Source organism: Streptomyces sp. NPDC031474, assembly GCF_055581185.1.
The window spans coordinates 191154-208838 of record NZ_JBVIJX010000002.1 but is presented as its reverse complement, the minus strand read 5'-3'; the positions used below and the strand labels follow the sequence as shown (position 1 = coordinate 208838).

15 protein-coding genes are annotated in these 17685 nt (G+C 72.0%); 5 read left to right on the top strand and 10 right to left on the bottom strand.

What is annotated here, in order from left to right; genetic code table 11:
- Nucleotides 1-507: 507 nt before the first annotated feature.
- Nucleotides 508-1548 carry an LLM class flavin-dependent oxidoreductase gene (locus ACZ5SK_RS03940; RefSeq protein ID WP_334582828.1) on the top strand — a complete coding sequence of 347 codons (1041 nt, stop codon included), beginning with the start codon at nt 508-510 and terminating at the stop codon, nt 1546-1548.
- Between the two features lie 13 nt (nt 1549-1561).
- On the opposite strand, the gene ACZ5SK_RS03935 is transcribed toward ACZ5SK_RS03940, so the two are convergent.
- From ACZ5SK_RS03935 to ACZ5SK_RS03910, 6 genes are all read right to left on the bottom strand, one after another.
- Nucleotides 1562-2617: an NAD-dependent epimerase/dehydratase family protein gene (locus tag ACZ5SK_RS03935; RefSeq protein WP_334582829.1), complete on the bottom strand. Its 1056-nt coding sequence runs from the start codon at nt 2615-2617 to the stop codon at nt 1562-1564.
- An 11-nt stretch (nt 2618-2628) separates the two neighbouring features.
- Nucleotides 2629-3540: a lysophospholipid acyltransferase family protein gene (locus ACZ5SK_RS03930; protein ID WP_334582830.1), complete on the bottom strand. Its 912-nt coding sequence runs from the start codon at nt 3538-3540 to the stop codon at nt 2629-2631.
- Nucleotides 3540-4313, bottom strand: a complete 774-nt coding sequence (locus ACZ5SK_RS03925) for a GNAT family N-acetyltransferase (RefSeq protein WP_443041379.1) — start codon at nt 4311-4313, stop codon at nt 3540-3542. The genes ACZ5SK_RS03930 and ACZ5SK_RS03925 overlap by 1 nt, the downstream gene beginning before the upstream one ends.
- 737 nt (nt 4314-5050) lie before the next feature.
- Complete coding sequence (locus ACZ5SK_RS03920; RefSeq protein ID WP_334582831.1) at nt 5051-5800, bottom strand: succinate dehydrogenase/fumarate reductase iron-sulfur subunit; 750 nt, start codon at nt 5798-5800, stop codon at nt 5051-5053.
- Complete coding sequence (locus ACZ5SK_RS03915; RefSeq protein ID WP_334582832.1) at nt 5797-7746, bottom strand: fumarate reductase/succinate dehydrogenase flavoprotein subunit; 1950 nt, start codon at nt 7744-7746, stop codon at nt 5797-5799. The genes ACZ5SK_RS03920 and ACZ5SK_RS03915 overlap by 4 nt, the downstream gene beginning before the upstream one ends.
- Nucleotides 7747-8418, bottom strand: coding sequence for a succinate dehydrogenase (locus ACZ5SK_RS03910; protein WP_334582833.1), 672 nt, complete (start codon nt 8416-8418; stop codon nt 7747-7749).
- 130 nt (nt 8419-8548) lie between these two features.
- On the opposite strand from ACZ5SK_RS03910, the gene ACZ5SK_RS03905 reads away from it, so the two are divergent.
- Nucleotides 8549-9433, top strand: a complete 885-nt coding sequence (locus ACZ5SK_RS03905) for a LysR family transcriptional regulator (protein WP_334582834.1) — start codon at nt 8549-8551, stop codon at nt 9431-9433.
- A gap of 28 nt (nt 9434-9461) precedes the next feature.
- Here ACZ5SK_RS03905 and ACZ5SK_RS03900 read toward each other — a convergent pair whose 3' ends face one another.
- Nucleotides 9462-10352, bottom strand: a complete 891-nt coding sequence (locus ACZ5SK_RS03900) for an NAD(P)H-binding protein (RefSeq protein WP_468156204.1) — start codon at nt 10350-10352, stop codon at nt 9462-9464.
- A 140-nt stretch (nt 10353-10492) separates the two neighbouring features.
- Here ACZ5SK_RS03900 and ACZ5SK_RS03895 point away from each other — a divergent pair, with 140 nt between their 5' ends.
- Nucleotides 10493-11365: a LysR family transcriptional regulator gene (locus tag ACZ5SK_RS03895; protein WP_334582836.1), complete on the top strand. Its 873-nt coding sequence runs from the start codon at nt 10493-10495 to the stop codon at nt 11363-11365.
- 42 nt (nt 11366-11407) lie between these two features.
- Here ACZ5SK_RS03895 and ACZ5SK_RS03890 read toward each other — a convergent pair whose 3' ends face one another.
- The 3 genes from ACZ5SK_RS03890 to ACZ5SK_RS03880 all read right to left on the bottom strand — a co-directional run bounded on the left by ACZ5SK_RS03890 (nt 11408) and on the right by ACZ5SK_RS03880 (nt 15676).
- Nucleotides 11408-13543: a putative bifunctional diguanylate cyclase/phosphodiesterase gene (locus ACZ5SK_RS03890; protein ID WP_334582837.1), complete on the bottom strand. Its 2136-nt coding sequence runs from the start codon at nt 13541-13543 to the stop codon at nt 11408-11410.
- Nucleotides 13540-14352, bottom strand: coding sequence for an SAM-dependent methyltransferase (locus ACZ5SK_RS03885; protein ID WP_334582838.1), 813 nt, complete (start codon nt 14350-14352; stop codon nt 13540-13542). Before ACZ5SK_RS03885 ends, ACZ5SK_RS03890 begins: the two co-directional genes overlap by 4 nt.
- Nucleotides 14353-14680: 328 nt before the next feature.
- On the bottom strand, nt 14681-15676 hold the full coding sequence (locus ACZ5SK_RS03880; protein WP_334582839.1) for an SCO0930 family lipoprotein: 996 nt from the start codon (nt 15674-15676) through the stop codon (nt 14681-14683).
- A 445-nt stretch (nt 15677-16121) separates the two neighbouring features.
- On the opposite strand from ACZ5SK_RS03880, the gene ACZ5SK_RS03875 reads away from it, so the two are divergent.
- Nucleotides 16122-16742 (top strand): hypothetical protein, encoded by a 621-nt coding sequence (locus ACZ5SK_RS03875; protein ID WP_361704170.1) that lies wholly within the window; start codon nt 16122-16124, stop codon nt 16740-16742.
- Nucleotides 16743-16763: 21 nt separating this feature from the next.
- Nucleotides 16764-17528 (top strand): bestrophin-like domain, encoded by a 765-nt coding sequence (locus ACZ5SK_RS03870; protein ID WP_361704173.1) that lies wholly within the window; start codon nt 16764-16766, stop codon nt 17526-17528.
- The last annotated feature ends 157 nt before the right edge of the window (nt 17529-17685 follow it).

Genomic DNA, 17685 nt, shown 5'->3' with positions numbered 1-17685 from the left:
GGCGACGATGCAGCGCATCTGGCGGGCGCCCTGGGCTCGCGCGGCTCCCAGAGCCACGAGTTCGGCGCAGGGCCCGCCGGTGAAGTGGTAGAGGTTCACGCCGGCGAACATCCGGTAGTCAGCGGCCATGACCGCGGCGCCCACCGTGTGGATCCCATCTTCGTCGGGCCCGGCGTCGGTATGCGCGTCTATGGTGCGGCGTGCCAGCTCCACGAGTTCACGCTCATCATCATCGAGAGCTCGCGCAGATGACGGGACATACACCTTTTGACCTTCCCTTCCTTCAGCAGTCGCCCAAAAGCATTCCACGCGACGCAGGCCGGCTCCACAGGGTTTCGGCTTACCCTGGCTGGCCCCCCCCGAGGTTGTGCCGGGGGCGCGGTGAGCCGTTGAAGCCGTCGGCGAAGTCGACGGCGAAGTCGACGGCGGTGTTCAAGCCTGTGTCACATCCACGGTCGCACTGCGCCCGCCGAGGAATCCTGCGGGCCACCAGGCGTTGAACCCGGTATGAGTTCCGTGATCGCCTCGGCCCGCTTCTCCGTCCTCGACCGTTCCCGCGTCCGCGAGGGGCACACCGCCGCCCAGGCGCTGCGGGACACCGTGGCGCTGGCGCAGGAGGCCGAGCGCCTCGGCTACCACCGGTTCTGGGTCTCCGAGCACCACGGCGTGCCCGGCGTGGCGGGTTCGGCGCCCACCGTGCTCGCGGCCGCCGTGGCCGGGGCGACGCGCACGATCCGCGTGGGGACCGGAGGGGTGATGCTGCCCAACCACCGGCCGCTGGTCGTGGCCGAGCAGTTCGGCGTGCTGGAGTCGCTCTTCCCCGGCCGGATCGACATGGGCCTGGGCCGCTCGGTGGGCTTCACCGACGGGGTGCGCCGGGCGCTCGGCCGGGACAAGGACGACGCCGACGACTTCGCGGCCCAGCTCGAGGAACTGCTCGGCTGGTTCCGGGGCGCCTCCCCGACCCGGGTCCACGCGTACCCGGCGCAGGGCCTGACCGTGCCGCCGTTCGTCCTGGCGATGGGCGAGGGCGCGGAGATCGCCGCCCGCGCGGGGCTGCCGATGGTCATCGGCGACCTGCGCGACAGGGAGAAGATGCGGCGGGGCATCGATCACTACCGCACCCGTTTCCGGCCCTCCGCCTGGGCGGCGGAACCCTATGTCGTCATCTCCGGGACCATCGCCGTCGCCGCGACCCCCGAGGCGGCCCGACGGCTGCTGATCCCGGAGGCCTGGTCGATGGCACACTCGCGCACCCGGGGCACCTTTCCCCCGCTCCCGCCCGCGGAAGCGGCCGAGGCCCGCACGATGACCGCGAAGGAGCGCGGCTTCTACGAGTCCGGCCTGACCGCTCACCTCGCGGGCGCCGAGGAGCAGGTCGCCCACGAACTGGAGACGGTGCTGAAGGAGACGGGAGCGCAGGAGGTCCTGGTCACGACCAGCACGTACGACCGTGCGGCGCTCCTGGACTCCTACCGCCGGCTGGCCGGCATCGTGCACAGCGAGCGCAGCGGCAGCCGGCCGCCGCTCTCCCAGGACAGGTCCTAGGGCGAAACACGCCCTAGTTCCGCTGCTCCTGCCAGGAGCGGTAGTGGTCCAGCAGGGTTTCCTCGATCGGGCGGTAGGTGAGGCCCAGTTCCTCGGTGCTTCTGCGGTTGTCGACGCGGAAGCGGATGCCGAGGTGCGCCCGGATGTAGTCCTGGGAGAGGCCGAAGGCGGGGCCGAGGACGCGGACCGGCCAGTGCGGCAGGGCGGTCCGGGGCAGCCGCAGGTTGCGCGGGTGGTGCTTGCGCAGGGCTCTCGCCATCTGGTGGAAGGAGGTCATCTCCTCGGCCGCGACGATGTACCGGCCGTGTGCTTCGGGGCGTTCCGCTGCCGCGATGTGGGCCGCCGCCACGTCCCGTACGTCGACGGTGGTGAAGCTGAAGTCGGGGGCGCCGTAGAAGAAGTAGCCCTTGAAGAGCTCGTCCAGGAGGAACAGGCTGCCCGAGTCCGAGGCGGGGGTGAGCGAGGGGCCCAGGATCAGGCCGGGGTTGACGGAGACCATGCGCCAGCGCTTCTGCGCCGCCTCGGCCTCCCAGGCCGCCTGCTCCGCCACGGTCTTGGCGTAGTGGTACGGGTTGTTCTCCACCGTGCTGGTGGTGTTGAAGTACTTCTCCGACAGCGTCTGGTCGTCCATCTGACGTACGTCGATGTAGTCGCCGAAGATCGCGCCCACGGTGGAGGTGAAGACGAGGCGCTCGACGGTCTCCGTGCGCTCGATCGCCGCCACGACGTTGCGGGTGCCCCGCAGGGCCGGTTCCACCACGTCCCGCAGGCCGTCCTTGATCTTCTCCGGCATGAGGAACGGCGAGGCCACGTGGAAGACCACCGCGCAGCCCTTCGCCGCCTCGTCGAAGGAGCCCTCCGTCAGCAGGTCCGCCTCGAAGAGGTCGAGCCGGCCGGGGTGGGCGTCCCGCAGGGCGTGCAGGGGACGGAGCTTGGCCGTGTTCGCCGTGCCGCGCACGGTGGTGTGGACGTGGTGGCCGCGTTCCAGGAGCTGTTGCACGAGATGGGCGGCCACGAAACCGCTGCCTCCCGTCACGAGTACCGTCCGGCCGGCCGGGCTTCCGCTCACGTGCGCTCCCCTCAGAGGTCGGGTTGCGTCATGATCCCATCAAGGACGGCCATCTCCCCCTTGCCTACCGGGAATTCGCCGGACCGGCGTCCGCCGAGCGGGCCGTGCCGGTCGGCCGGTGCGGGGATCCGCCGCCCGTGCGTCCCGCCCAGCACCCGGGCCCCGGCGTCGGCCGCCAGCGACCTACGGTCGGCGTGACCGCCCGGTGCGAGCGCCGGCAGTACCTCGACGTCCGCGACCAGACCCCGCGCCGACACCACCCGCCACAGCGAGGCGAGCAGCGGGTCGTCGCCGACGAACGCCGCCGCGGTGCTGGCCCCGCCCGCGCGGTCCAGATAGCGGATGCGTACCGGCTGGACGGGCACGCGGGCGTCCAGCGCGGCCTGGAACACGGCCCGCCGGAAGTGTCCCTGGGCGCGGCCGCACCAGGTGCTGCCCTCCGGGAACACGGCGACCGCCCGCCCGGCCCGCAGCACGTCGGCGATCCGGGTGACCGTGGCGGGCAGGGCGCGCAGCCGGTCGCGGTCGATGAACAGGACGCCGCCGCGGGCGGCCAGCGCGCCCGCCACGGGCCACCGCCGGATCTCGGCCTTGGCCAGCATCCGGGCCGGGCGGACGGCGGCCAGCAGCGGGATGTCCAGCCAGGAGATGTGGTTGGCGACCAGGAGCAGCCCGGTGGTGGTGGGCGCGGGCGAGCCGGTCACCCGGATCCGCACCCCCGCCGCCCGCACCACGGCCCGGCTCCACGACCGCACCACGCGGTCCGGTATCCACCGTCCCACCGGTGACAGCACGACCCCGACCAGGACCAGCACGACCACCGACGTGAGCCGCAGCACGGCCCTCGGTACGGCCGTGAGGGACGCCGTCGTCTCCACGCACGCCCGCGGGGTGCAGGGTGCGCTGGGCAGCCAGACGCTCATCAGGCCGGGACGAGGGAGAGGAAGTGCCGCAGATAGCGCTGGTTGACCCGGCGCATCGACAGCAGCACATACAGGTCGGCGACGCCGAAGTCGGGGTCGTGGGCGGGCTCCCCGCACACCCAGGCGCCGAGGCGGAGATAGCCGCGCAGCAGCGCCGGGAGTTCGGTGCGGGCGACCGGGCCGGCGCCGTTCGGGGTCCAGGGCCGCAGCGGCCGTACTCGGAACTCCTCCGGGGCCAGGTGCTTCTCGCGCACCCGGTCCCAGGTCGCCGCCGCCAGGGCGCCGCCGTCGGCGAGCGGGACCGAGCAGCAGCCGGCCAGCCATTCGTGGCCGCGGTCCACCATGTAGCGGGCGATCCCGGCCCAGATGAGGCCGATGACGGCGCCGTCGCGGTGGGCGGGGTGCACGCACGAACGGCCGACCTCGACCAGGCCGGGCCGGATCGCGTCGAGCCGGCTCAGGTCGAACTCGCCGTCGGAGTAGAGCCGTCCGGCGACCGCGGCCCGCTCGGGCGGCAGCAGCCGGTAGGTGCCGACCACCTCGCCGGTGCCCTTGTCCCGGATGAGGAGGTGGTCGCAGTACGCGTCGAAGGCGTCGGTGTCCAGGCCCGGTTCCGGGCCGTCGAGCCGGGCGCCCAGCTCTCCGGCGAACACCTGGTGACGCAGCCGCTGCGCGGCCCGGACGTCGTCCAGGTCACGGGCGAGCGACACGAGGTAGCCGGAACCGCCGGGCGGGACGGCGAGGGCGGGGGGCGAGACGGGCATGGCGGTCATGGAGGTCTCCTGCGCCGAGCGGAAAAGCATGGGGACAGTGCATGGGGAATCTGCACCTGCTTTCTTCCGCGGTCGGCTGGCCTCGGCGTGTCCGGCGCGGGACCCGTGGATGTGCGAATGCTGAATGCCGGAAGTCGCCGCCCACCGACCGGACCGCCCCGCCGCTCCCGACCGCCCCGCCGGCTACGTTCCGGCAGCCCCATGGATGCCGGGCGGGGCCGGGGATCCCGGGCGGGGCCGGGGATGCCTGGCAGGACCGTAGGTGCCGGGCAGGACCGGGGATCCCGGGCAGGACCGGGGATCCCGGGCAGGACCGGGGATCCCGGGCAGGGCTAGGGGTGCCTGGCGGAGCCGTAGGTGCCGGGCGCAGCCGAGGATCCCGGGCGCAGCCGAGGATCCCGGGCGCAGCCGAGGATGCCAGGCCGAGCCGAGGGCGCCTGGCCGAGCCGAGGATGCCAGGCAAAGCCGAGGATCCCGGGCGCAGCCGAGGGCGCCTGGCCGAGCCGAGGATGCCAGGCAAAGCCGAGGATCCCGGGCGCAGCCGAGGGCGCCTGGCCGAGCCGAGGGCGCCTGGCCGAGCCGAGGGCGCCTGGCCGAGCCGAGGGCGCCTGGTGGGGCCGAGGAGCCTGGCCGAGCCGGGGGTGCCTGGCGGGGCCGGGGATGAGCACCACTCCCGGCCCCGCCCGTCCGCACCTTGTCGGCGAACGTCCGGTGGTCCCGCTGTAGCCGCTACCGCGCTACCGCTTGGCGACCTTCCTGGTGGCCCGCAGCCACTCCTTGTTCATGCTGGTGATGGAGACCAGCGGGATGCCCTTGGGGCAGGCCGTCGCGCACTCCCCGGCCAGCGTGCACCCGCCGAACCCCTCCTCGTCCATCTGCGCCACCATGTCCAGCACCCGCGTCTCCCGCTCGGGCGCCCCCTGGGGCAGGACGTTCAGGTGGTTGACCTTGGCGGACGTGAACAGCATCGCCGCCCCGTTCGGGCAGGCGGCCACGCATGCCCCGCACCCGATGCACTCCGCGTGCTCGAAGGCGAAGTCGGCGTCCGGTTTCGGCACCGGCGTCGCATGGGCCTCCGGCGCGGCACCGGTCGGGGCGGTGATGTACCCGCCGGCCTGGATGATCCGGTCGAACGCCGACCGGTCCACGACCAGGTCCTTGATCACCGGGAACGCGGACGCCCGCCACGGCTCGACGTCGATCGTGTCGCCGTCCTGGAAGGACCGCATGTGCAGCTGGCAGGTGGTGGTGCGCTCCGGGCCGTGCGCGTCGCCGTTGATGACGAGCGAGCACGCGCCGCAGATGCCCTCGCGGCAGTCGTGGTCGAAGGCGACCGGGTCGTCGCCGCGCAGGATGAGTTCCTCGTTGAGGGTGTCGAGCATCTCCAGGAAGGACATGTCGGGCGAGATGCCGTCCACCTCGTACGTGGACATGGCGCCGTCGGCGTCGGCGTCGTGCTGCCGCCAGACGCGCAGGGTGAGCTTCATGCGTAGCTCCGCTGGGTGGGATGGACGTACTCGAAGACCAGGTCTTCCTTGTGCAGGACGGGGGCGGAGCCGGTGCTCGTGAACTCCCAGGCGGCCGCGTACCCGAACGCGTCGTCCCGGCGGGCCGCCTCACCGTCCGGAGTCTGGGACTCCTCGCGGAAGTGGCCGCCGCAGGACTCGGCCCGGTGCAGCGCGTCGAGGCACATCAGCTCGGCGAGCTCCAGATAGTCGACGACCCGGTTGGCCTTCTCCAGGGACTGGTTGAACTCCTCGCCGGTTCCGGGCACCTTGATGCGGCGCCAGAACTCCTCGCGGATCTGCGGGATGCGCGTCAGTGCCTTGCGCAGCCCTGCGTCCGTGCGGGCCATGCCGCAGAACTCCCACATCAGCTCGCCGACCTCCCGGTGGAAGGAGTCGGGGGTGCGATCGCCGTCGACGGACAGCAGCAGGTTCAACCGGTCCTGCGTCTCCGCCAACACCTCCTGTACGACGGGGTGTTCGTCGCCCACCTCGCCCTGGTGCGGGTTGCGGGCGAGGTAGTCGTTGATGGTGGCCGGCAGCACGAAGTAGCCGTCGGCCAGGCCCTGCATCAGCGCGGACGCGCCGAGGCGGTTGGCTCCGTGGTCGGAGAAGTTGGCCTCACCGATCGCGAACAGGCCCGGGACGGTGGTCTGCAGGTCGTAGTCGACCCACAGGCCGCCCATCGTGTAGTGCACGGCCGGATAGATCCGCATCGGCACCTCGTACGGATCCTCGTCGGTGATCCGCTGGTACATGTCGAAGAGGTTGCCGTACTTGGCCTCGACGGCGCCCCGCCCCATCCGCTCGATGGCGTCGGCGAAGTCCAGGTAGACGCCCTGCCCGCCGGGGCCGACTCCCCTGCCCTCGTCGCAGACGTTCTTCGCGGCGCGGGAGGCGATGTCACGCGGGACCAGGTTGCCGAAGGAGGGGTAGATGCGCTCCAGGTAGTAGTCGCGCTCGTCCTCGGGGATCCGGTTCGGCGGACGGTCGTCGCCCTTGGCCTTCGGCACCCAGATCCGGCCGTCGTTGCGCAGCGACTCGCTCATCAACGTCAGCTTCGACTGGTGGTCGCCGGTGCGCGGGATGCAGGTGGGGTGGATCTGGGTGAAGCAGGGGTTGGCGAAGTACGCGCCACGCCGGTGCGCCCGCCAGATCGCGGTGGCGTTGGAGTTCATCGCGTTGGTCGACAGGTAGAAGACGTTTCCGTAGCCGCCGCTCGCCAGGACGACGGCGTCGGCGACGTATGTGTCGATCTTCCCGGTGATCAGGTTCCGCGCGACGATCCCGCGCGCCCGCCCGTCGATCACGATCAGGTCGAGCATCTCCGTGCGCGGGTGCATCTCGATGTTGCCCGCGGCGATCTGCCTGCTGAGCGCCTGGTAGGCGCCCAGCAGGAGCTGCTGGCCCGTCTGGCCGCGGGCGTAGAAGGTCCGCGACACCTGGACGCCGCCGAAGGAGCGCGTGTCGAGCAGGCCGCCGTACTCCCGGGCGAAGGGCACGCCCTGCGCGACGCACTGGTCGATGATCTCGACGGAGATCTGCGCCAGCCGGTGGACGTTGGACTCCCGCGCCCTGAAGTCGCCGCCCTTGACGGTGTCGTAGAACAGCCGGTGGATGGAGTCGCCGTCGTTGCGGTAGTTCTTGGCGGCGTTGATGCCGCCCTGTGCGGCGATGGAGTGGGCGCGGCGCGGGGAGTCCTGGTAGCAGAACTGGACCACGTGGTAGCCCTGTTCGGCGAGGGTGGCTCCGGCGGAGCCGCCGGCGAGGCCGGTGCCGACGACGATCACGGTGTGCTTGCGCCGGTTCGCCGGGTTGACCAGCTTGGCCTCGAAGCGGCGGGTGTCCCAGCGCTCGGCGACGGGGCCGGCGGGGGCTTTGGCGTCCGCGAGGGGCTCGCCGGTCTCGTAGTCCGCGTAGTCGGTCATTCAGCTCACCACTTTGGTCATGACGCCCACGGGCACGGCGATGAAGCCGGCCGTGAGCAGCAGCGCGAGGACGTCGGCGACGATCTTCAGGGCGCGGTCGCGGGAGCGGCTGCCGACGCCGAGCGTCTGGGCGGCGCTCCAGAAGCCGTGCCGGACGTGCAGACCGAGGGCGAGCATCGCGACGATGTAGATGACGTTGCCGTACCAGGTGGAGAAGGTGTCCACGACGTTCTGGTACGGGTGGCCCTCCTGGAAACCGCCGCTGTGCACGGTGCCGGTCGTCAGGTCCAGGATGTGCCAGACGATGAACAGGCCGAGGATGATCCCGCCCCAGCGCATGGTGCGCGTGGCGTAGCTCGCCCGGGGCTTGCGGTGCACGTACTTGCTGGGCCGCGCCCTGATGTCGCGGCGGCTGAGCTGGTACGCGGAGACGGCGTGGGCGACGACCGCGACGACCAGCACCACGCGGATCAGCCAGAGCGTCCACTCGTAGTGCATGAACGGCTCGCCGACCGTGCGCAGCCAGTGCGCGTAGTGGTTGAACTCCCCCGCCCCGAAGAAGATCTTCAGGTTGCCGATCATGTGGGCGACCAGGTACAGCAGCATGATCACGCCGCTGACGGCCATCACGGTCTTCTTGCCGACGGAGGAGTCCCACACGGTGCGTGCCATGGACGGCCGTCGGTCCGTCCGCGTTGCCAGAGCCATGGGTCAAGACGCTAGGGCCGGGCCACCCCATCGGTCCAAGACATGGTCCGCCTCGATTCCATAGGCTGTGACTATCGAGGCGTAGGGTTGCGGCATGCAGTTCCAGCAGCTCCAGTACTTCGTGGCGGTCGCCGAGACCCGGCACTTCACCCGGGCCGCCGACCTCGTGCACGTGGCACAGCCCTCGCTGTCGCAGCAGATCAAGGCGCTGGAGCGGGAGTTGGGCGCCGATCTGTTCCTGCGGGCCCGCGGCAACATCACGCTCACCGACGCGGGCGAGGCGCTGCTGCCGCTGGCCCGGCGGATCCTGGCGGACACCGAGACCGCGCGGTACGAGGTGCAGGAGCTGGTGCAGCTGCGCAGCGGCCGGGTGCGGCTCGGGGCGACGCCGAGCCTGTGCACGGGTCTGCTGCCGGATGTGCTGCGCGCCTTCCACGACCGCTATCCGGGCATCCGGCTGCTGATCGAGGAGGGCGGCTCGCACGACCTGGTCCGGGAGCTGGCCCGCGGCGCCCTGGACCTCGCCCTGGTCGTTCTGCCGCTGCCGACCCCGTCCCCGGCGCTGACGACGGTGGAGCTGCTGCGGGAGGACCTGGTCGTGGTGTCCTCCCCCGAGGCGTCGATACCGGGCGACGGGCGGCGCACGGTCCGGATCGCCGATCTGGAGCGCGAACGCCTGGTGATGTTCCGGCACGGCTACGACCTGCGGGAACTGACCGTGGCCGCGTGCCGGGCGGAGGGCTTCGAGCCGGACTTCGCGGTGGAGGGCGGCGAGATGGACGCGGTGCTCGGGTTCGTGCGGGCGGGGCTCGGGGTGGCCGTCGTCCCACGGATGGTGGCCGCCCGCTCGGGCCGGGGGCTACGGGTCACCCCCCTCGCCCGGCCCGGCCTGCACCGCACGATCGCCCTCGCGCACCGCAGCGACGTGGCTCCGCCGCGGGCCGCGCGGGAGTTGCAGCGGATGCTGCTGGAGAGATGACCGCAGCGGTGACCGGAGCGCTGGGCTGTCAGCCTTCGGCTGCCGGCCTGAGCACCTCCTCGCACCACTGGCGGAAGGTGGTCGGCGCGAGGTCGGGCGTCGGGCGCTGGGAGGCGCCGTAGAAACCCTGCTCGTTCTGGGCCGTCACCATGTCGGTGTAGGAACGGACCCAGCCCTCCGTCGCCCCGGCCCGCAGCAGCCCCGCTCGCTGCTCGGCGACGGGAAGGAACTGAGCGCGCACGGGCCGGCCGAGCACCTCGGCGAGCACTTCGGCCATGCCCTCGGGGGTCAGCGCGTCCGGGCTGACCAGGGGCACGTCCGCCCGCCCGGACCAGGAGTCGTCGAGCAGCAGCCGGGCGGCCGCGGCGCCTACGTCGCGCGTGGCACACAGCCGCAGCACCCGGTCGGTCACATGCCCCGTGGCGAAGACGCCGGTGTCACGGATCGCGGCCAGTTGACGGAGCGTGTTCTCCATCAGGGCGGGCGGGCACAGCGCCCGGTAGGGGACGCCCGTGGCGGCGATCCGCTCGTCCATGGCGAGGCCGGCGGAGATCAGCCCGGCGCCTCGCGCGATGCCCCGGCCGAGGGTGGAGACGGCCACCACTCGCTCCAGGCCCTGCGCCTCGATCACCTCGCACAGCCGGTCGGTGAACTCACGGTAGTGCGCCTCGGCGTCGGGCACGGTGGGGGTCGGCGGGACCAGCCAGAACACCTGGTCGGCACCCTGACAGGCTTCCTTCAGCACGGCGGGGTCGGCGTGCGACCCCTGGACGACGTCGACGCGCTCGCGCACCTGCGGGGCGAGCGAACCGGGGTCGCGGACGATCACCCTGACCGGTGCGGAGCCCTCGCCGGCGTCGAGGAGGCGGGCGACGACCTCTCGGCCGATCTGCCCGGTGGGCGTGGTGACGACAATCATGAACTGCTCCTGAAACAGGCCTGGTTGGGATGTCCCTCGGTGGGATGTCGTCGAGCCTGCCGCCCTGCGGCGGTGAACTGAAGGACCCGTTCGGTCGCGGTTGTTACCCTCAGAGCAATACCGAATCGAGGGAGCCGCCCATGGAGTCCCGTCCGCTGCGCTACTTCGTCGCCGTGGCCGAGGAGCTCAACTTCACCCGCGCCGCGGAGCGGCTGGGCATCTCCGCGCCACCGCTGTCCCGGGCGATCCGCGGGCTGGAGACGGAGCTGGGGGCCGCCCTCTTCGAGCGGACCACCCACAGCGTGGCGCTCACCCCTGCGGGAGAGGTCCTCCTGACGGAGGCCCGGTTCGCGCTGGAGGCGTTGGAGGCCGCGGGGCGGCGCGCGCGGCGGGCCGCCGACGGGGGCCCGAAGCTGGTGCTGGCCGTGAAGGCCGACGGCGACGCGGGGCTGCTGGAGGCGCTGTGCGCGCGCTACGCGCAGGAGCCGTCCGCACTGCCGGTCACCGTCCGCCTGAGCGGATGGCAGGAGCAGCCCCGGCTGCTGCGGCTCGGCGAAGCCGACGCCGCGCTGATCTACGAGCCGTTCGACCGCACCGGCCTCGACTCCGAGAGGCTCACCACCGAGCCGTACGTCGCCGCCCTCGCGGCAGACCACCCGCTCGCCGCCCGTGACCGGGTGACCCTCGCCGACCTGGGCCTGCGCCCCGGCGGACTGCACCGGTACCTGGACGAGATCCGCAGCCAGGGCCGCGACCTCGCCCAACTCATCACCCTGGTCGGCCTCGGCCGCGTCGTGCCCCTGCTGCCCGCCTCCGTCGTCGTCCGCTACCCCCGCCCGAACGTCGTCTACCGCCCGGTTCCGGACGCCCCGCCCGCCGCGCTGGCCATCGTCTGGCCGCAGCAGTCCCGCTCGACGGCCACGGCCGCCCTCGTCCGCGCCGCCGTGTCGGTGGCGGAAGCGGCCGGGGAGGACGCCCCCCTGACGCCCTTGCGGCAGCGGGAAGCGGGCTGACGGCCGGGCAGCGGCGGCAGCCCGCGCGTCCGGCCGGTGCGCTCACCCCGTGGCGTCCACCAGGGCCAGTTGGTGGAGCCGGTCCGGCGGGCCGGGGCGCGCGTAGTACCAGCCCTGGGCCGTGTCGCAGCCCAGTATGCGCAGCTGCTCGGCCTGCGCGCCGGTCTCCACGCCCTCCACCGTGACCGCGAGGTTCAGGCTGTGGGCGAGCGAGACGATCCCCTCGACGATCTTGAGGTCGACGGGGTCCGCCGGGAACTGCTGCATTCCCTGGGTGAAGGACCGGTCCAGCTTGAGCACGTTCACCGGGAGACGGCGCAGATTGGCCAGGTTGGAGTAGCCGGTGCCGAAGTCGTCGAGGGCGATGTCGACGCCCATCTCGGCGAGTTGGCGCAGGGGTTTGAGCAGGTCGTCGTCGGCGCCGATCAGCGCCGACTCCGTCACCTCCAGGCACAGCGCCTCCGGCTCGACGCCCGCCCGCTCCAGGATGTCGACGGTGTCCTGCACCAGACCGGGATGGGTGAGCTGGCACGGGGAGAGGTTGACGTTGATACGGACGGGCTCGGTGTCCCCGTTGCGTTCCCGCCACTCGCCGGCCTGCCGGACCGACTCCTGAAGGACCCAGCGGCCGAGCGGCACGATCAGCCCGGTGTGCTCGGCGAGCGGGATGAACCGGTCGGGGCCGAGCACCCCGTGCTGCGGGTGCAGCCAGCGCACCAGGGCCTCCGCGCCGCGCACACTGCCGTCGCCGAGGTGCACCAGCGGCTGGTACTCGATGAAGAACTCACCGCGTTCGAGAGCCGCCGGAAGCGCCGTGGTCAGCCCGTGCCGGGTGATCGCGCGGGCGTCGGCCTCCGGGTCGGCGAGCTCGAAACGGTTGCCGCCCGCCGACTTGGCCCGGTACATCGTGATGTCGGCGCTGCGCAGCACCTCCGCCGCGCTGCGTTCCCCGGCCGGCCCCTCGACGATGCCGATGCTGCCGCGCACGGTCAGCTCACGGCCGTCGATGCTGACCGGCGCGAGCAGGGCGTTCATGATGCGCGCGGCGAGTTCGTCGACCTCGTGGCGGGTGTCGGGGCCGGTGGTCAGCGCCACGAACTCGTCGCCGCCGAGCCGGGCGACCATCTCACCGGGCGCCGTCGCGCAGGACTGCAACCGGTCGGCGACCTCGACGAGCAGCCGGTCGCCGGCCGCGTGTCCGAGACTGTCGTTGATGGTCTTGAAGCCGTCCAGGTCGAGGTAGCACAGACCGAAGCGCTGGTTCTCGCGGGCGCCCAGCGCCTTCTCCAGGCGTTCGAAGAACAGGGTGCGGTTGGGCAGGCCGGTCAGCGCGTCATGGGTGGCCTCGTAGCGCAGCCGGAGGTTGAGCAGCCGGCGCTCGGTGGTGTCCTCCATCAGGGCCAGCTGGTACTGCGGTTTGCCGTCGGCGTCACGCAGCAGCGAGACCGTCAGGTTGGTCCACAGGACCGTTCCGTCAGGACGGCTGAACGCCTTCTCGGTGTGGTAGTGCTCGCGCTCGCCGCGGACGAGTTCGGAGTACAGCCTCCAGGTCTGCGGCGCGTCCTCGGGATGGGTCAGGTCCTGGACCCTGCGGCCCCGCAGACTCTGCTCGGAGCCGCCGAACATCCGCAGCAACGCCCCGTTGACCTGGAGGACGTTGCCTTCCAGGTCGGCGATGCCGATTCCTATCGCGGCGCCCTCGAAGACCGCGCGGAAGCGGGCCTCACTCGCGTGCAGCGCCTGCGCGACCACGCCCTGGGCCCGCAACGCGGCCTGGGCGATGGCCTCCTGCTCGGCGAGCGTGCGCCGGCGCAGCGCCTGCGCGTACCCGGCCGCCATGGCGTGCTGCAGCCGCGAGGCACGGGTGCGCAGGTCCTCCTGGGGGCCGTCCTCGCCGCAGTAGAGCACCAGATAGGCGTCCACGCAGTCGAGGGAGCGGCTGAGCGCCTCGGGGTCCGTGCAGTGCGCGTCGACGAGAGCCGCGCCCACCGCCTTGCCCGCGTCCGCGTCGAAGGCCCGCTCCAACAGCGCCTCGCTCAACCGCCGTGCCAGCGGCAGCAGTTGTTCCTCCAGCTCGGGCCGGGTCAGCGACGTCGAGGTCACCGGGAACACGGCCCGGCTCCAGATCGTCACGAACCGCCGCAGTCTGTCCTCCGGCCCGTCCGGCTCCGTACTCACGCCGTACGCCCCACGCCGGCGAAACCCGAGAAGGCCCAGGGGTCCTCGTCCTCCGGCGCCGTGTCCGGCCGCCAGTGCGGCATCGGCACCAGTCCCGGTTCCACCATGTCGTACCCCTCGAAGAACCGCTCGATCTCGGCACGCGAGCGCATGACCAGCGGGTTGCGAATGTCCTTGTATACGTCCACCGCGCCCTCGGCCCGCTCCGGCGGCAGCGGGATTCCCTCGTACGAGGCATGCGTGAGCACGAGCAGACTGCCGGGCGCGAGCGCGGCGCCGAACTCGGCCACCGCCGCGTACGGGTCGTCCGCGTCCTGAACGAAGTGCAGCAGGGCGACGAGCAGCAGCGCCACCGGCCGTTCCAGGTCGATCAGTTGCTCCACCTGCGGGCTGCCGAGGATCTCCTGCGGCTTGCGCAGGTCGGCGGCCACGACGTCGGCGTCGGCGTTGTCCGCCAGCACCGCCTCGCTGTGCGCGACGGCCACCGGGTCGTGGTCGACGTAGACCACCCGCGCCCCGGGGCTGGCCGCCTGGGCGACCTCGTGGACGTTGCCGAAGGTGGGGATGCCGGAGCCGATGTCGAGGAACTGGGTGATGCCCTCGCCGACCGCGTACCGCACGGCGCGGCGCATGAACGCCCGGTTCGCCTGGCTGATCTTCGGGAGTCCCGGCATGAACTCCATGGCCCTGCGGGCCGCTTCCCGGTCGACCTCGAAGTTGTACGAACCGCCCAGGTAGTAGTCGTAGATCCGCGAGACGCTCGGCACCGAGATGTCGATGCTCCGAGGGGCCCAGGCGGGACGCTCCATCTATCTCTCCAAGGCGTAGGCGATCCGGTGTTCGAGCTGAGGCTACTGATCGCCCGCCAAACGGGCGAGTGGAAACGGAAATTGACCGTCCGTTCCCGGTCACTGCCTGCGGCACGTGCCGAATCGACGACCCCCGAGGGGCTACGAAAAGTGCCCGGGGCGTTCCGGAGAGTTCCGGCACGGTCCCCCAGGGCGGCGAAAGTCTACGCATACGGGGTTGGAACGGGAAAACGGCGATCCGCCCCCTCCGTGCGGCGTGGAGGGGGCGGATCTGTGGTCGTGCGCGCTCGTTCAGCAGGTGCGGTGATCAGCCCTGGGGAGGCGATCCCTACTGCTTGGGCGCGCCGACCAGGTCTCCGTTGGGGGCCACGGCGTACCAGGTACCGCCGACGCCCTGGCCGTTGATGTCGCCGGGGGCCTTGTCACCGGAGAAGGTGTAGATCGGGAAGCAGTTGATGGTCTGCTGCTTGTCGCCGTCGGACCGGGTGAAGTTCATGTAGCCCTTCTTCTGGATCCCCTTGGTCTGGGAGAAGTCGACGGGCTCGACCACCGGCCACTTGTCGCGGCAGGCGCCGTTGCAGTTCGACACCGGCTTGGGCCACGCCTTGTCCTTGAGGAAGCGGTAGACCGTCATGCCGGCCTTGTCGACGACGATGTCACCGAGGTTGGCGTCCTTGCGGACGGACAGGCCCGCCTGGGCGGTGCCGGAGCCCGACGCCGAGTCCGACTTGGCCTTCTTGCCGTCGGGGGCCAGCGCGAACCACTTGTTGCCGACGCCCTGGCCGGTGGTGTCACCGGGCTTGGCGTCCTTGGCGTAGTAGTAGGCGGGCCAGCCGCCGACGGTGAGCTGCTTGGTGCCGTCGGGGCGGGTGATCTCGCCGAGCAGCGACTTGTCGATGCCGTCGCCGGCGCTGGTGTCGTCGGCGGACACCGGCGGCCAGGTGGTGGCGCAGTCGCCGTCGCAGTTCGACTTCGGCGGTTCGGCGGTGTCCGCGTCGAAGCGGTAGAGGGTCTTGCCGGCGCCGTCGGTGAGGATCTTGCCGAGCTCGCCGTTCGCGGAGATGGCCAGTTCACCGGCGCCCGCGGTCTGGGCTCCGGTACCGGTGCCGGTGCCCGCACCGACCCCGCCGGGCGCGCTGGCGCTCGCACTGGCGCCGACCCCGCCGTAGCCGCTGCCGACGCCGCCGATGCCACCGGCCGGAGCCGTGGCTCCGACGTTCTGGCTCGACGCCGACGTGCCGCTTTCGGATCCGCACGCCGCCGTCAGCGCCAGAACGGCCACGGTGCCCGCCGCGAGTGAGGCGCTCCGCCAGGTGGTCTTCATCGTCAACAACTCCCCGATCGTCACAAGGGTGTTGCAGCGCCCTGCTGCGCCGCCGCACGGCCCTGAGTACGCATGCGGGCGGTCGTTGTGTTCAAACCCGGCACGAAAATCTTTCCGGAAACTGTGGCATGGGCTCCGGGCCGGCCCTCCCATCGGCCGATCCGCCGGCCGATCCGCCGGCCGATCCGCCGGTCGATCCGCCGGTCGATCCGCCGGTCAATCCGCCGGTCAATCCGCCGGTCGATCCGCCGGTCAATCCGCCGGTCAATCCGTCGGTCGGAGAGTCCGCCGGAGAGTCGGCCCGTCACCGGGTCGCACAGGCACGCGAGGGACCGGATGCGCGGACGCACTCCGGGCAAACCCCCGGTCCCGAACTTCCCCCGTTCGGGGCATTCCCCGCCGGGTACAGGCGTAGGCAGGTGCGAGAGGTCGCATGCTCTCCGTCGTGCATGGACCCCAGCAGACCCGATCCGCCCTCGCCGCAAGGGCGTTGGCACTGGTGACCGTGGCCTGGATCCTCGCGGCCGCACCGGCCGGGGTGGCGGCGGCCGACGCGTGCGCATACGCCTCGACGGGCCCGGACGGCATCGAGGCGGTGGCGGTCGCGGGGAGCGACTCGTGGCCGACTCCCCCGGTGTGCCCGAAGCCGACGCCGACGCCCACCCCGAGCCCCACCCCGCCGAAACCGGAGCCGCCGCCCAAGCCGACGCCACCGCCCGAGCCGACCCCGAGCCCGCCCCCGAAACCCACCCCCAAGCCGACCCCCACCCCGAAGCCGCCGCCGCCCGAGCCCAGGCCGCCGGCGCCGCGCCCGGCTCCGCGCCCGAAGCCACCGGCGCCCCCGCAACCCCGGCCCGCCGCGCCACTCCCCCGGCCGGCCCCCACGCCCACCCCCACACCGACGCCGACGCCCACGCCGCGCCCCTCCGCGACCCCGGTGACCTATCCCGTGTATCGCCCCTCGGTGCACCAGCGGCCCGCCCGTGGCAGCCAGTCGCCGGTCGTCTACGTCCTGCTCATCACCGTGCCCGCGGTGATCGCCGTCGCCGCGATGCGACCGCGCTAACGATGATCCTGGAGGCATCACTTGCCGGAATGGCTTGTTCTCACCCTCGCGATGCTCGCCGCCTGTGCGGTGGTGGTCGTCGTCACCCTCGTACGGCACCGCAGGGCGCCCGAGGACGAGGACCCCTCCGAGACCCCGGACGTCATCGAGTACATGACGATGTGGATCGGCGTGGTGTACGCCATCGTGCTGGGCCTGGCCATCGCGGGCGTGTGGGAGGCGCGCAGCGTCGCCCAGGACCACGTCCAGGCGGAGGCCCAGGCACTGCATGAGATCTCCGAGCGCGTGCGGGTCTACCCGACCGACGTCCGTGACCGCATTCGGGACGATGTCAACGCCTATGTCGGACACGTCGTCACCGTCGAATGGAAGAAGATGGCCGACGACGGCGAGGTGACCAAGCGCGGCGACGAACTCCTGCAGCGCGTCCGGGTCGACGTCACCGACTACCGGCCGGCGTCCGACTTCGAGGCGCAGGCGTATCAGCCGCTGCTCGACCAGATGGCCGCGGCGGACCAGGCGCGCAACGCCCGCGCGGCCTCGACCGGGGCGACCATGCCCGGCGTGGTGTGGTTCGGGCTGCTGGCCGGGGCCGTCATCACCATCGGCATGGTCTTCGCTCTGCAGATCCGGCGCACGCCCCGTGAACTGGTCCTGGCCGGGCTGTTCTCCGCGCTCATCGCCTTCCTGCTCTTCCTCATCTGGGACTTCGACGCGCCCTACAGCCGGGGTGTCACCGCGTCGGCGGAACCGTTCCTCCACCTCTTCCCGCACATCAGCGGCTGAGGTTCGCTCCCGCGCCGGGGGGGGCGGCCGCCACGCCGCGGCCGTCCCCCGGTCGCACGAACGGCGTCCCCTGTGCGGCCCACACGCTTGCCCCATTCGCGCGACTGCGATCGCGGCGGCGCACACGTGTTCCTAGCGTTTCGGTCATCGAGGTGCA

What these genes read in the sequence shown, in the direction of transcription:
- ACZ5SK_RS03920 (WP_334582831.1), bottom strand. Translation starts at nt 5,800, where the DNA reads ATGAAGCTCACCCTGCGCGTCTGGCGGCAGCACGACGCCGACGCCGAC.
- ACZ5SK_RS03915 (WP_334582832.1), bottom strand. Translation starts at nt 7,746, where the DNA reads ATGACCGACTACGCGGACTACGAGACCGGCGAGCCCCTCGCGGACGCC.
- ACZ5SK_RS03900 (WP_468156204.1), bottom strand. Translation starts at nt 10,352, where the DNA reads ATGATTGTCGTCACCACGCCCACCGGGCAGATCGGCCGAGAGGTCGTC.
- ACZ5SK_RS03940 (WP_334582828.1), top strand. Translation starts at nt 508, where the DNA reads ATGAGTTCCGTGATCGCCTCGGCCCGCTTCTCCGTCCTCGACCGTTCC.
- ACZ5SK_RS03885 (WP_334582838.1), bottom strand. Translation starts at nt 14,352, where the DNA reads ATGGAGCGTCCCGCCTGGGCCCCTCGGAGCATCGACATCTCGGTGCCG.
- ACZ5SK_RS03925 (WP_443041379.1), bottom strand. Translation starts at nt 4,313, where the DNA reads ATGACCGCCATGCCCGTCTCGCCCCCCGCCCTCGCCGTCCCGCCCGGC.
- ACZ5SK_RS03895 (WP_334582836.1), top strand. Translation starts at nt 10,493, where the DNA reads ATGGAGTCCCGTCCGCTGCGCTACTTCGTCGCCGTGGCCGAGGAGCTC.
- ACZ5SK_RS03910 (WP_334582833.1), bottom strand. Translation starts at nt 8,418, where the DNA reads ATGGCACGCACCGTGTGGGACTCCTCCGTCGGCAAGAAGACCGTGATG.
- ACZ5SK_RS03930 (WP_334582830.1), bottom strand. Translation starts at nt 3,540, where the DNA reads ATGAGCGTCTGGCTGCCCAGCGCACCCTGCACCCCGCGGGCGTGCGTG.
- ACZ5SK_RS03880 (WP_334582839.1), bottom strand. Translation starts at nt 15,676, where the DNA reads ATGAAGACCACCTGGCGGAGCGCCTCACTCGCGGCGGGCACCGTGGCC.
- ACZ5SK_RS03905 (WP_334582834.1), top strand. Translation starts at nt 8,549, where the DNA reads ATGCAGTTCCAGCAGCTCCAGTACTTCGTGGCGGTCGCCGAGACCCGG.